At 60.4% G+C, this 13604-nt stretch carries 15 protein-coding genes; 4 read left to right on the top strand and 11 right to left on the bottom strand.

Going from position 1 to position 13604, the window contains the following annotated elements; genetic code table 11:
• Window position 1: 1 nt before the first annotated feature.
• Window positions 2-1204: a hypothetical protein gene (locus EOHIBHHM_RS24825; protein ID WP_497259643.1), complete on the top strand. Its 1203-nt coding sequence runs from the start codon at window positions 2-4 to the stop codon at window positions 1202-1204.
• 118 nt (window positions 1205-1322) lie between these two features.
• Here EOHIBHHM_RS24825 and EOHIBHHM_RS24820 read toward each other — a convergent pair whose 3' ends face one another.
• The 9 genes from EOHIBHHM_RS24820 to EOHIBHHM_RS24780 all read right to left on the bottom strand — a co-directional run bounded on the left by EOHIBHHM_RS24820 (window position 1323) and on the right by EOHIBHHM_RS24780 (window position 9110).
• Window positions 1323-1997 carry a heme exporter protein CcmB gene (locus EOHIBHHM_RS24820; RefSeq protein ID WP_497259641.1) on the bottom strand — a complete coding sequence of 225 codons (675 nt, stop codon included), beginning with the start codon at window positions 1995-1997 and terminating at the stop codon, window positions 1323-1325.
• The gene (locus tag EOHIBHHM_RS24815; RefSeq protein ID WP_497259639.1) at window positions 1994-2725 is read right to left on the bottom strand and encodes an ATP-binding cassette domain-containing protein; all 732 of its coding nucleotides are present in this window, start codon (window positions 2723-2725) and stop codon (window positions 1994-1996) included. Before EOHIBHHM_RS24815 ends, EOHIBHHM_RS24820 begins: the two co-directional genes overlap by 4 nt.
• Window positions 2726-2728: 3 nt before the next feature.
• Window positions 2729-3094: a cytochrome c maturation protein CcmE domain-containing protein gene (locus tag EOHIBHHM_RS24810; protein ID WP_497259638.1), complete on the bottom strand. Its 366-nt coding sequence runs from the start codon at window positions 3092-3094 to the stop codon at window positions 2729-2731.
• 77 nt (window positions 3095-3171) lie between these two features.
• Complete coding sequence (locus tag EOHIBHHM_RS24805; RefSeq protein WP_497259636.1) at window positions 3172-3291, bottom strand: CcmD family protein; 120 nt, start codon at window positions 3289-3291, stop codon at window positions 3172-3174.
• A 2-nt stretch (window positions 3292-3293) separates the two neighbouring features.
• Window positions 3294-4016: a cytochrome c biogenesis protein gene (locus EOHIBHHM_RS24800; RefSeq protein WP_497259634.1), complete on the bottom strand. Its 723-nt coding sequence runs from the start codon at window positions 4014-4016 to the stop codon at window positions 3294-3296.
• Between the two features lie 37 nt (window positions 4017-4053).
• Window positions 4054-4746, bottom strand: coding sequence for a cytochrome c biogenesis CcdA family protein (locus EOHIBHHM_RS24795; protein WP_497259632.1), 693 nt, complete (start codon window positions 4744-4746; stop codon window positions 4054-4056).
• Window positions 4747-4780: 34 nt separating this feature from the next.
• Complete coding sequence (locus tag EOHIBHHM_RS24790) at window positions 4781-6124, bottom strand: c-type cytochrome (protein WP_497259630.1); 1344 nt, start codon at window positions 6122-6124, stop codon at window positions 4781-4783.
• A 145-nt stretch (window positions 6125-6269) separates the two neighbouring features.
• Window positions 6270-8003 (bottom strand): cbb3-type cytochrome c oxidase subunit I, encoded by a 1734-nt coding sequence (locus EOHIBHHM_RS24785; RefSeq protein WP_497259628.1) that lies wholly within the window; start codon window positions 8001-8003, stop codon window positions 6270-6272.
• A 687-nt stretch (window positions 8004-8690) separates the two neighbouring features.
• Window positions 8691-9110, bottom strand: coding sequence for a hypothetical protein (locus EOHIBHHM_RS24780; protein ID WP_497259626.1), 420 nt, complete (start codon window positions 9108-9110; stop codon window positions 8691-8693).
• Between the two features lie 40 nt (window positions 9111-9150).
• Here EOHIBHHM_RS24780 and EOHIBHHM_RS24775 point away from each other — a divergent pair, with 40 nt between their 5' ends.
• A complete protein-coding gene (locus EOHIBHHM_RS24775) occupies window positions 9151-9891 on the top strand; it encodes a lamin tail domain-containing protein (protein WP_497259624.1) in 741 nt (246 codons plus the stop codon).
• An 87-nt stretch (window positions 9892-9978) separates the two neighbouring features.
• Here EOHIBHHM_RS24775 and EOHIBHHM_RS24770 read toward each other — a convergent pair whose 3' ends face one another.
• The gene (locus EOHIBHHM_RS24770; protein ID WP_497259622.1) at window positions 9979-10290 is read right to left on the bottom strand and encodes a DUF7522 family protein; all 312 of its coding nucleotides are present in this window, start codon (window positions 10288-10290) and stop codon (window positions 9979-9981) included.
• Window positions 10291-11042: 752 nt separating this feature from the next.
• Here EOHIBHHM_RS24770 and EOHIBHHM_RS24765 point away from each other — a divergent pair.
• Both EOHIBHHM_RS24765 and EOHIBHHM_RS24760 read left to right on the top strand, forming a co-directional pair.
• On the top strand, window positions 11043-11174 hold the full coding sequence (locus tag EOHIBHHM_RS24765; RefSeq protein ID WP_497259620.1) for a hypothetical protein: 132 nt from the start codon (window positions 11043-11045) through the stop codon (window positions 11172-11174).
• Between the two features lie 329 nt (window positions 11175-11503).
• Window positions 11504-13423: an SLC13 family permease gene (locus tag EOHIBHHM_RS24760; RefSeq protein WP_497259618.1), complete on the top strand. Its 1920-nt coding sequence runs from the start codon at window positions 11504-11506 to the stop codon at window positions 13421-13423.
• Here the strand turns inward: EOHIBHHM_RS24760 and EOHIBHHM_RS24755 are convergent.
• On the bottom strand, window positions 13312-13575 hold the full coding sequence (locus EOHIBHHM_RS24755; RefSeq protein WP_497259616.1) for a transposase family protein: 264 nt from the start codon (window positions 13573-13575) through the stop codon (window positions 13312-13314). The genes EOHIBHHM_RS24760 and EOHIBHHM_RS24755 overlap by 112 nt on opposite strands.
• Window positions 13576-13604: the final 29 nt, after the last annotated feature.

The following is a 13604-nucleotide window of genomic DNA, read 5'->3' as shown; positions in this document are numbered from 1 at the left end:
AATGCACAAACTCAAAGCAACCACGATCGCACTGTTCTGTATCGTCGCAGTTCTGACCCTCCCAGCCCCAGTCGCCGCCGAGCCCGTCTCCGGGACGGTGACAGTCGGGAACGGGACGGCGGACGGAGACCGCGTGACCATCACCCCCATCGACCAGAACTACCGGCGCACGGGCGACCCCGTCAACACGACCGTCGAAGGCACCTCCTTCTCGGTCGACGAGGTGCCGGACGCACCGCTGTACTTCGTTCGCGTGGTCCACAACGAAAGCGCCCACTACGCACTCGTCGACAATGGCACCGACGTCGATATCTCGCTGTCGTCCAACGTATCCGGTCAGATCGTCGCCGAGAACGGAACGGCGATGGAGGGGACTCGCATCCAGATCGCCAGTTCGTACGGCCCGATCGTCACAGAAGATAAAACCGGCGAGAACGGCACGTTCTCCGTTGGGCCGCTCGAGCCGAACTCGACGTACTACCTCCGATACGGTGTCGGCGGCGTCCCGTACAACCACACGATCAAAACAGACGCCGAGGGCGACTCGTACCGCCTCGTCGCCAACGACCCGACGAACGACACCTCGAACCTCAGCGCTTCGGGTGGAACGCCCGCAAGTCACGTCGTCCAACTCATCGCGCCGCGAAACGGAAGTCGTCCGACTGCAGTCGAGACAGTGTCGCTTCAGAACGACGGCGATCGACCGTTCGTCGGACAGGTCGAACTGCAACTCCCCGAGGGTGTCGACGCCAGCGGCGCCATGTATCAGGGCAAGCGGGTGCCGGTCGACCAGGACGGTCGGACGGCGAAGATAAACGCGACGATTCCGCCGGGCGAGCGCTCCCGTGTCGGCGTCGCGTACCCGATCGAGGATCGGACACTCGAACGGACGCCCCAGTACAACCCGGACGTCCTCGCGGTGAGCGTCCAGGGGTACGACCTGGCGAACGTCGAACACTCGGAGAACTTGGAACGGGGTGACTCGCCGGTCCCGATTCTGGTGATGAACGGCAGTGCGGAGAACAACGAGACGTTCACGGTCGAACTGCCAGCGAACGGAACGACACAGACGGCTTCGCAGTCGGGTGAAGAAACGGGGGACGGTGACGGGAGCGTTCCGTTGGACGATGCACCAGTTGTCCCGCTGCTAGCCGGTCTCGTCGGTGCAGTCGGGGGCGGCATTCTCGTCTACCGAGCGCTCTGAACGCTCTCTCTTTCTCCCCTCCGACCGACGCGATCGGTTCTGTGACGAACCTGCGGTGCGACGACCCGTCGGCTATCGACTCGTGCAGCGACGTCGACGGCGGTGACGGCCTGGGGCGTCACGCTTCGACGATCGGCTCGAACAGGGCGATTCCAGCGAGTAAGAGAATACCATCGTAGGCGAGGAGTACCTTGAGCCACGACTCGGCAGGTGCTGCACCCAAGGCAGCACGGGTCAGTTCGAGACCGCCGAGGAGAACTGGAACGACGACAGGAACGAGCAGGATCGGGAGAGTGAGCGCCGGCAGGCGCGATTGCACTGCGAGTAGTGAGAGAAGGGTGCCGACGGCGGCGAAGCCGACCGCTGTGAGGACGAACGTCACACCCACGAGGGGGAACGCTGCTGGTGGGAGGGGGAAGCCGATGAACACGGAGACGAAGACGAGCGTCGCACTCTCGATCAACAGGAGAAAGAGGGCGTTGGCGAACGTCTTTCCAACGAAGATGGCGGTCCGATCCGTCGGTGCCAGAAGGAGTCCTTCCAGAGCCGCGTCGGTCGTCTCGACAGTCGCGGTTCGGGTCACGAGAACGATTCCAGCGAAGAGAAATGCCACCCACAGTGCTGCCCGTCCGACGGTACGACTCGATCCGAGGTCGCGTTCGAAAGCGAAAGCGAAGACGACCGTGACGAGCATCGCGAAGACGGCCGAGAAGAAGAGACTCTGCTTGGTTCGCAACTCGAGTAACAGATCTTTCCGTACGGTCTCGACGACGAGCGCTAGCCAGGCTCTCATTGGGCGTATCCAATCGCTACCTCGTACTTCCGTTCGAGGACGTCCGGGTCGTCGATCTCGCGGAGGGCCACCTCTCCACAGAGTCGGCCGCGATCGAGGAAGAGCGCCCGCGTCGCATGTCGCGTCGCGACGGCGAAGTCGTGGGTCGTAAGTAGTATTGTTCGATCGGTAACCGACTCGAGGATGTGTCCGAACTGTTCCGATGACCGCCTGTCGAGTCCCGAGTACGGTTCGTCGAGGAGGAGCAGCTGCGGGTCGTGTAGGAGCGCCCGTGCCAGTGAGAGCCGCTTGCGGAGACCGTGTGAGAAGTGACTCGGGCGTTCACTCGCTCGCGATCGCAGGCCGACGGCGTCGAGCAGAGACATACTGCGTTCCTCTATCGCAGCGACCCGGTGAAGACGTGCGTGCAGGTGAAGGTTCTCACGAGCGGTCAGTCCGTCGTAGAGCATCGTCTCGTGTCCGAACACACCGATCTGTTGTCGAAGAGTGGGATCCAGGGTGAGGTCGTGGCCGTCGAGCAACATTTTGCCCGACGTCGGTCGTGCGAGGGTCGCAAGGAGTCGCAACAGCGTCGACTTCCCGGCCCCGTTCGGCCCCAACACGGCGATCACCTCTCCACGGTCGACCGCGAATTCGACGTCTGCAAGCGCGGTGAACTGTCCGAACTCCTTGCGAAGTTGTCTGACGTCGAGAAAGGGACTCTCGGCTGTCTGCTCGTCTCGATCCATGGATCAGCTCTCGTTCTCAGAGCCTTCGTGAGCGCGAACCGAGAGCTGGTCTGCGACGAGGTGGTCTTCCTCGACGACACCTTTCGCGACCACGATACGACCTTCGTTCATCGCCTCCGGTATCGTGCCCTCGTAGACGACACGGACGGACGTGTTTTGATCAGTTACCTCGAATCGAAGTGTGTTCTGGTCGGTTTCGAGTTCGTCGACGACACCCTCCAATCTGACCCAATCGCCGCCATAGTCGCCGGATTCGAGCGTCGTGGGGGAGACGAACTGGGTCGACGCGCTCATCGTCGTCGTTCCGAGGGTCGCGAGGAGAACGACGATACCGACCGCACTTATGACGAACTTTGTCTTTCGACGCACAGTTGACGATGCATGAGGAGCAACTTCAATATTGTTGTGTCCGGTACATTGTCTCCACAATAGGGTGTCGTACGTATCTATTCGTCTAGATCAGAGACGGTTCGTTCCAGTCTCGAGAGCTGTCGCTGGAGGCGGACGACGTAGGCAAACAACGCGACGAAGATGATCGAGTATCCAGCCAGCAGGAGCGGCTCCATCGTTATCGCCTCCTTCCGCTCGCACGGTATTGTATCTTGTCCTCAACTTCGTGGATGCGGATCCGCAATCCGAGTAGGTAGATGTACAGTAGACTCACTGCGACCAGCGAGACGACCAAGACGATGGGATTGATGTTTGCACTCACCTGCGGGTTCCCCAAGGTCGTCTCGTGGAACGTCGGAATCCAGAGTCGTGTCGAAACGTACGAGAGAGGCACCGTCAGGAAGCCGACGACGCCGTAGACAGCAGTGTACTGCTCGTCGGAACCGCGCTCGGTCGACGCGTAGACGACGAGATAGCCCGCGTAGACGAACCACACGAGGAGGAAGGTGACGAGTCGAACGTCCGTCCACTCCCACCAGGAGTTCCAGACGACTCGCCCCCAGATGCTCCCCGTAATCAACGTGAGCGTCACGAAGAGAAACCCGATCTCACCGGCACTGTGGGCGAGACGGTTCCAGTAACGCCCTTCGAAGCGGAGATACAGAAGACTCCCTACAAACGTCGTCGTGAGCGCGACGGCACCCACCCACGCCATCGAAATGTGCCAGTAGGCGATGAGGTTTGCTCCGTGGTCGATGCCGTACATGACCTCCGACGCGACACCGAAGATCAGCGCGATAGACGTGACACCGAGTAGTAACGTCCCCCATTTCACGGCTCTGTTCTCGGTCACGAGTCGCATGAGACGGATTGCACGTCCGAGCAGTTGTGTCGTATTCATACAGTTGGTGTTGATGGATTGATGTGGTATCGTGTGACTAAACGCCGATCGGAAGTGAGAGGTCGATTACGAACCGCATGAGGAGCTTATCGATATCGAACAGCAGCGCGACCCCCGTTACGAGCAGGACAGATCCGACGAGACGTCGTACGTTCCGTTGACTCTTCGCGAACCCAGTACGGTCGATTGCGTCTTTTCCAACGTACGCCGTCACCAGTAACGGCACTGCGAAGCCGACGCCGTAGGTGAAGAGGAGGCTTCCACTCACCACCGTGTTTCCGCTGCTTCCAGCAAACGCTAACACGCCACCGAGAATCGGCCCGACGCAGGGAAGCCAGATGACACCGAGTAACGCCCCAGTTACGAAGCCACCCAGAAGCGAACTTCCGCCATCTGTTGAAACGCTACGGCGGTCGGCTTTCGCGGCTAGTCGCGACGCACGGCGTTCGTAGATCCGATTCAGGTCGTCATCGACCAACACCGCTCCGAAGACGATGAGCAGCCCGACCAACGGGAGCCGAAACGTCTCCGGCGAGATGCTCGCAACGGCTCCGACGGCGAGGCCGAGTGCGGTAAACGAGAGTACGCTACCGAAGACGAGGACGACGGGACGGTAGCGATGGCCCGTCCCACTCGACACGACGGCGGGAATCAGTGGAAGGCAGCACGGCGACAGGATCGTCAGTACGCCCGCAGTAAAGACCGCTGCAAATCCAGGGACACTGTTCATTCGTGTCGGGGAAAAATCGAAGGGGAGATGGTTCTTAACTCGCGCGCTGTGTTCGCTCGCTCTGGGTCATCGCATCGCTGATCGCACGGTGATGCGTTGGGTTCTGAAGCGCCGTCGTATTTTCGCCGGTCGTGTTTCCGGTCGAACTGTTCTCGACGGTCACGTTCCGAAGCGGCTGGTCGTACCGCCCGACGTTGTCCGGAATGTCGCCTCGCTTCATCGGCTCTGTGCCGGTCGGAATACCGGCGAGCATGAGCTTCTTCTTCATCGGATTCATGTCGTATCCGAGTCGTTCTTGCGTGCGGTTGTAGTACACTGCTTCCTCGGGCGGCCCCTCTGCCGGCCAATCCTGCGGTTTGCGGTCGAGGCTCGGCCGGTCGTGGCCGTTCATGTACCCCGCGATGTCCTGGACGTCGCTCCAGTCAGTCACCGTGTGGGCGTACCCGTAGGGCATCGCCTCACGGACGAACGCGGCGGATGTGTAGATCCGACCCATTCCGGCACCGTCGTTGAAGGAATCCGGACCCCACAACGGTGGGTATTCGCCGACCTCACCTTGACCGTCCGCACCGTGGCAGCTCGCACAGTTCTGCATGTAGAGCTCTGCTCCACGGACCGGGTTCACCTCCGGGATCGGCTTCTTGTCGTCGCCTTCGGGCTTCTCGAGCCCTCTCCAGTACGGAGCACTTCCGATCGGCGTGCCCTGTCCAAGCCACTCCATGTACGCCTCCATCGCCTGCACTTCTCGGGAGTCGTACTCGGGGACACCGTCTTCCGCGTCGTCGGCGTTCATGCTCCGAAGGAAGCACCCTTGGATGCGCTGACGCATATCCCGCATTCGCTCCGTCCGACCGGTCCACTCGGGATAGCCCGCAGCCGTCCCGACCAACGGAATCATGTCGATGTCCTGTCCGACCATTCCGGTAGTCGACGAGAGTGAACCACCGCCGTGGCAGTTCGCACACGACATTCGGTCGCTGCCCGTGTTGTTGGGCATCATCGTCGAGGTGTCCGCGAACAACTGCCGTCCGTAGCGCACGAGCTCGCGTCGGTTCTCGTTCGATGGGAGCGTCGAGTTGTTCATCTGCTTCGGCTGGAACTGTACTTGATTCCCAGCGTCCGGGTCGCGGAACTCGAGGTCCTGACTGCGAAGCTCCTCGTCGTACCACTTCGTGTCGTTCCACGTCGCAGGGAGCTTTCCGGGGCCGTCTGCAGTCGTCGACCCGTCACCGTCACCGCTCCCCGACTGCATACTCACGGCGGGCTCGTCACCAACTGCGGCGATGAGACCGTTCGCAGCCAAAAAGAGCACTCCGCCGACGAGGAGCGCAGAGACGACTGCAAGTGCCGGCTTCAAGATGGAACTGTCGTCACTCATCTGCCGTTGTCCCCCGTCGTCGTGTCGGTCGTATTTCTTTCACACTTACTATTGTTGTGCTTGTTCTCGCACAACACGCTTAATTCTTGCTCTTGTGCAAAGTGGTACTTACTGCCCAGCACTACAATCTCCAGTCGGTCGCCCATCATTCTCCCTCTGTCTCGCCACCGTCGGCGATCTTCGTCTGCCGTTGTTCTCGCAGCCAGTGCCACTCGGCAGTCAAGAGCCCGTCCTCCTCGAGATTCCACGGGTCGTGAGTGTCGATCCTTGGCCCTTCGAACCACGAGATGACGAAGTTGTAGACCCAGACGCCGCCACCGACGAGCAAGAACAACGCACCGACTGTCGTGATTTGGTGGAGCGTTACGAACTGTGGCAGATAGCTCGCGAAGCGACGAGGCATCCCGCCGTAGCCCAGCAGGATCATCGCGAAGAACGTCACGTTCGTCCCGATCATCCAGAGCCAGAAGTGCCACTTGCCGAGTCTGCGCTGGTACATCCGTCCCGTAACCAAGGGGAACCAGTAGTAGAGCCCAGCGAACGCAGCGAAGCCGATGGCCCCCATGACGATGTAGTGGAAGTGACCGACGACGTAGTAGGTGTCGTGAAGCACGAGGTCGATCGGGATCGACGCGAGGAAGACGCCGGTGACGCCGCCGATGATGAAGTTCGAGACGAAGCCGATACAGAACAGCATCGGCGTGGTGAGTCGGATGCGGCCGTTCCACATCGTCGTGATCCAGTTGAACGTCTTCACTGCGGAGGGGATCGCGATCGCCAACGACACCGCCATGAACGACGCCCGCAGGCGCGGGTCGATGCCGGTCGCGAACATGTGGTGTGCCCAGACGCCGAACGAGAGCACGCCGATGGCGAGCGTCGAGTAGACGACGAACTTGAACCCGAACAGCCGCCGTCCGGAGAACCGCGGCAGCACGTAGCTGACGATCCCCATCGGCGGCAACACGAGGATGTACACTTCGGGGTGGCCGAAGAACCAAAACAGGTGTTGCCAGAGGATAGCACCGCCCTCGCCCGCGAAGAAGACAGTCCCGAGGTTGCGGTCGAGCAGCAGCATGACCATCGCACTACCTAAGAACGGGAACGCGAAGAGGATGAGCCCCGACTGGGTGAGGACCGTCCACGAGAAGATGTCGAGGTTCGCCCAGGTGACCTCCGGGGCGCGTTCGGTGAAGATGGTCACGATGAAGTTGATCGCACCCATCGTCGCCGAGACGCCAGTCAGGTGGAGACCAAGCAACATCAGGTCGACACCTGCGTTCGTCTGCATGCTGCCTGATTCGATTCCCAACGAGAGGGGCGTGTACATCGTCCAGGCAGTCTGTGCTGGGATGATTCCTTGAATCGGGAAGAAGCCGGCCCAGATGAGAAGTGCACCGGGCGGCAGCAGCCAGAAGGCGATGGCGTTGATGCGCGGGAACGCCATGTCGTCTGCACCAATGACGAGCGGGATAAAGTAGTTCGAGAACGCCGCGAGGATCGGCGTCCCGAAGAGAAACAGCATCGTGATCCCGTGGCTCGTCAGCAACGAGTTGTAGAAGGCAGGAGAGATGAGCGACATCTCCGGGTCGAACAGTTCTAACCGCATGATGACGACCATCAGCCCACCGACGACGAACGCTGTCGTCCCGTAGATACCGTACAGTATCCCGATGTCCTTGTGATCGACTGTCGTTATCCATCTGATCCATCCCGCCGGCTTCTCCCTGTGGACGGTGGGATCGGCGTGTTCACCGCCATCGCTCAGGAGTTGCCGTCCGGAACTGCCCCGGTTCCGTGAGTACTGGTAGCTCACCCAGATCGTGGCCACCAGAAGCACAGTCCCGAGAATCGGTATTACTTGTTCGCGTAGTCCCATAACCTTGTATCCAACGGCTGAATAAAGAAAGTTTGGGGGTATATTGCGCAAATCGTTGCAGAGCGTGGATCGATGTGAGCGAATCTGACGCGCGTTTGCGTTTCGTATCTAATCGGATAGAGCCTCGAGACGACGTCTGCTCCGTCGACGAGCACGGATCCGCGTCGGAGTGTCGTCACTCGTGTTTCCCTCGAATTCGTGTTTGCACAGCCCTGTACACTCAAATACCGACGTCGACGTCCACTCGCACGACGCAGCCGACAAGACGGGTGCTCTCGGAACAAACGTCGTAGGTCCTCTCCAGCTGGAGATACTTGAGCAATGTACAAATCGCCCAACTACATGAACATCTCACGGAAGGTCGACCGCGGCGCTTCAGCACTCCCCTTATTGGTTCGCCTTCGAATCTACACAGTCGCCGACGACCACCAGGCATAATATCTGCCAGGGATTCACACGAGTCGTGCCTGTGACGGCTCGGATTCCCGGCATGAAGCCGGGACGGACTCTTCGAAACATCCTCCTCGGCATCGTCTATCTCTCGCTGTGGCCACTCGTGATCGCCGGTCTTCTGTTGGCGATCCCGATTGCCATCGGTACCAACTATCGTGACCTCGCGAACAGGCTCAGTCGTCTGCCCGGTATCGAGACGGACGGCGGTTTCGCCTCCGGTGTCGTTGCCGGCGTCTATCTCCTCGTCTTGGTTAGCCTCGTCGGTGCGGTCGGTGGTGACCCCACCACCGAGTCGGACAGTCCGCCTACTCCGTCGACACCGATCGTGACGGATACCGCTGCGGGTGACGTGACAGCGGCTGCAAGCTCGAACACGGATGCGGACGCTGCATCGGCCCCCGAGTCGACAGCGGCTGACTCGACGTCAGCGTCAGTAACGGGAGACGATAGTGACACATCCACGCGTTCAGAACCGGCACGGTCGCCGGCAGCCGCGACGACCGAGTCAACGACGGTGACGACGGAAGCAACACCACCGTCGACGGCGACAGCAACGCCGACAGCCACCCAAACGGCTACCGCAACGGCGACACCGACGTCCGGGCTTCGAGCTACCGTCGTGGAGATCGTCGACGGCGACACGGTGAAGATCAAACGGTCAGACGGCTCGCGAGATACCGTCCGACTACTCGGTGTGGACACACCCGAAACACATGGCGAGGTCCATCCCGAAGAGTTCGTGGGCGTGCCGGATTCGAGCGCCGGCCGGCAATGTCTGGCAGCGGCCGGTGAGACGGCGACGGACGTGACTCGCGATCGACTACTCGGAGAGACAGTGACGATCCGGTTCGACGAGAACGAACCACGTCGTGGCTACTACGACCGACTGCTGGGCTACATCTATCTGAACGGCGAACTGTTCAACGCCGACCTCGTTCGACAGGGCCACGGTCGAGTGTACACGGACAGCAGCTTCACGAAGAAAGGTCAGTTCCTCGAGTACGAATCACGAGCGCAGGCTGCCGAGCGTGGCGTGTGGGAGTGTCGAAACGCACGAACAGCAACGCCGACGCCGAGTCCCGACGGGGGGAGTAGTGGCGGTACGCTTGCAGTCGCGTCGGTCCACGCCGATGCGGGAGGAAACGACCACGAGAACCTGAACGACGAGTACGTCGTCTTCGAGAATCGCGGTGAGAGTGCGCTCGATCTGAGCGGGTGGACAGTCGAGGATGCAGCGGACCATCGATACTCGTTCCCGAACGGGTTCACGCTCGACAGTGGCGAGTCAGTGCGACTCTATACGGGCAGTGGCCGTGACGCCGAAGCCGCCCTCTACTGGGGTTCGGACGCGGCCGTCTGGAACAACGGTGGTGACACGATTATCGTGACCGACGGGAGTGGCTCGGTCGTGATACGGCACGAGTACTCCGGGTGAAAGCTCGTGTAGAAACCGGAGCACAGCACTGCCAGCTAAGCGCCGACGTGAGTCGTAGGCCGATGCAACCGAAGAGCAGCGTCCACGCTAGTCACTGAGGGCTGCTTTCTGAATACAGGTACCGATAAACGTGTCGTGACTGACGAACGCATCTGCGTCGAGCCCGATTGCGACTCCTTCGCCCTCACCGATCACAAAGTGCATCTCGATACCGCCCTCGTAACACTGAATCGTGCAGTTGAGAGAACCATGTGTGTAGAGTTGTTCTTTGAGTGGTTTTTCACGCGATTCGAGCGCGAGTTCGTCGATAACCGCCTCGATCTCTGTTGTGGAGTATCGCGACAAGACGTCGGCGCGCCCATAGAGGATCTCGAAGTCACCCTGATCGTACCAGACCACGCTCCGAAGGTGGCTCTCGACTCGCTCTTCGACGAATGTCGCGAGGGTTCTCGCCTCTTCGGGAATCGGTTTCGTCGGTCCACCTGACTCCATTAGTATACTGTTCTAGATAGTTTAACTTAATATATTTTGTAACTTATACGACGTGACTCTTGAAAGCGGGCTGTACGAGCGACGGGGCGTTTGCACCGTACGTTCGGGATTCTGCCTCGGTCGGGGCGCGGACGGCTGTCACAGGTCGTGGTCACCGTCTCGAACGTGATGTTGCAGAACTGCATCCTCCGACGGATTCCGAACGAAGGCTATAGTAACGAGTGCACGTCATCATACACTCGACCGGCCGCCGTCGTGCGGTCAGGTGTGGAGACAGTTGCACGAGCTACGATAGTTGCTGTCAGCTATTAGTACGATAGTCTAAACAGCAATTTCCTCTTGACGAAAATATCGAAGCCGTGTTATAGGCCGACTCGAAAACACCGACTGCGACACCATCCGCGCGTCGGATGTACCGGGTCGCACGTTCAGAGGCACCTCTCTCCCTTCCCATCCTCATCCCTTACAGTCTGGTTGTGGCGTTCAGCGGTGGTTCCTGTTCAACGTCGAGAGACAGCGTGCTGGTCATACCGACACTCGGATGGCGTTCTCGAGATCTCTTCGACTATCGTGACGAATTTCCAGACGGTCATATTACTAGAAAAATTCAACATAGCTTATTATCTTGTTTGACGAAAGCTAGCGTGGTGAAAATATCAATGGATTCACAAGAGGAGTCGGCGGCTGCTGTACCCGGTCTCACGGACGAGGACCGTGAGCGCATCCGGGCGTATCTCGATGTGCCCGCGTATCGCCGCACACCCCACCTGCTCTGTCCGCCAGAGGAGTAATCGGCCCGTCTTTCCGACACACCGTCGTACACAGATGTGTTACTCCCAGCGCGTTCGTAGTTGCGGAGTTGTAGTCTGCACTCTCGGCCTCTGACCCTTTGCGTTCGTCCCGCAACGATCACTGGGGGTTTCAGTACGACTAGAGCGATCGAAGCCACACGTTCACACAGAATCCGGGCGTTCCACCCGTCGTAACCGAAGACCGGCGATAGAGAGACGAGAACCTTACTACTATATCCGCACCTCACGAACTCGCACCCAGTCGATTTGTGACGACCACACTACACGAACCTGTACTAGCACCGTTGGCACTACTCCAGCAGCTCCCCATGCAGCTGCCTGTCTCTGTCGACGTATTCGTGGTGCTTGCAGTCGTCGTCGTCGCGCTCGTCCTGTTCATCTTCCAGCCCGTTTCGATCGACACTACCGCGATCGCCCTGATGGTCGTACTCATCCTCCTCGAACCGTGGACTGGGGTCTCCCCCGAGGAAGGCGTCTCGGGGTTCTCGAACCCCGCGACGCTCACCGTGCTGGCGATGTTCATCCTCAGTGAAGGGGTACGACAGACCGGCGTCATCCAGACACTCACGCAGAAAATGGAGGCGTTCGCGGGCGACAGCGAAACCCGCCAACTCCTCGCGACGGTCGGGCTAGCTGGCCCGTCGGCGGGCTTCGTCAACAACACACCCATCGTCGCCGTGCTGATCCCCGCTGTCACGGAGCTCGCCCGGAAGACCGGCACCTCGCCGTCAAAGCTGCTCATCCCGCTCTCCTTCGCCGCGATGCTGGGCGGGATGCTCACCGTCATCGGCACGTCGACGAACCTGCTCGCGAGCCAGCTCTGGGCACAGGTCGGCGGCCCGACCGCAGAGCCGTTCTCGCTGTTCGAGTTCACGCAGCTCGGCGCCGTCGTGCTGGCCGTCGGTATACTGTATCTGCTGACGGTCGGTCGGTATCTCACGCCAGCCCGAATCGCGGCCGAGGGGACCCCAACGGACCAATTCGGCATGTCTGACTACTTGACCGACGTCGTCGTCCACGAGAACTCCGACCTCGTCGGCTCACAGGTACGAGAGGTACGACGCGGTGACCTCGATCTGGACGTGTTCCAGATCGTGCGCAACGGCCGCAGCATCGTGCGTGGCCTTGCCAGCCAGCGGATCCGCGCTGGGGACATCCTCTCGGTCAGAGCGAGCCAGGAGACGCTCGAACAGGTCATCGGGGACGAACACCTCGCTTTCCTGCCGGAACTCCTCGACGCCGCAGCGGACGGAGACGAACTGCTCCCTAAGGGATTTGTGCCCGAACACCACGCGTGGAACCGACCGTCGACGACACCCGACCCGGACAGGAACGACGACGACGAGACCTCCGAAAAAGCGGAGGAAGCCGAGGACGAAATTTCGCTCACAGAGATCGTGTTGCTCCCCGGGGTGTGGTTGAACAGACGGAACGGCGTTGTCGGATTCGAGCGCGACTACGACGCGACTGTACTTGCCGTCCGCCGGGGGAACGAGGTGATTCGCCAGCGCCTCCGAGACGTACGCCTGCAGGGCGGTGACGTGTTACTCGTCCAGACGAGCGAAGACGTTCTGGACCGGCTCCGGGCTAACAGCAATATCGTCGTCTCCAGTGACAGACGCTGGGAAGAGTTCGACCGGACACAGATTCCCATCGCACTGGGTATCGTCGCCGGCGTCGTCGGACTGGCCGCCCTCGAATACCTCCCGATCGTGGTCAGCGCGTTCGTCGGTGTCGTCGCAATGCTCTTTTCGGGTATCCTGCGTCCCGCAGACGCCTACGAGGCCGTCGACTGGGACGTCATCTTCCTGCTCGCCGGGGTTATTCCGCTAGGGATCGCGTTCGAAGCGTCCGGAACGGCAGATCTGATCGCGTCGGGGATTGCCACCGAGGGGGCCGTACTGCCGCCGATCGCGATGCTCGCGGTGTTCTACCTGGGAACCGCGATCATCACGGAGATGATGAGCAACAACGCCAGTATCGTGTTGATGCTCCCCATCGCCGTGGAAGTCGCTGGTCAACTCGGTGTCAACACCTTCGCGTTCGCCCTCGCGGTGACGTTCGCCGCCAGCACTCCGCTACTCAGTCCCGTCGGCTACCAGACGAATCTCATGGTCTACGGACCCGGCGGGTACAAGTTCACCGACTTCGCGCGCGTCGGGGCACCGCTCCAGCTCATCTTGACCGTCGTCACGACGGCCGGCATCGTGTTCTTCTGGGGTCTGTGACGATACCAGGGCTCCAATCTGTACTGGTCATCGGTGTCGTGCGCTGCGTCCACCTCGTTCGTGCAACTGAACTCTGCCTGAGAATGGCGGTATCCTATCTCAACACAACAATGGCACGTCTTGGACGTGTTCCGAGGGTTGATGGCCTCCACGGAGGTTCCTCGCTCCTCTGCCTTGTAAC

Source organism: Halogranum roseipondis, assembly GCF_059695585.1.
This window is presented reverse-complemented; position numbering and strand designations above follow the sequence as displayed.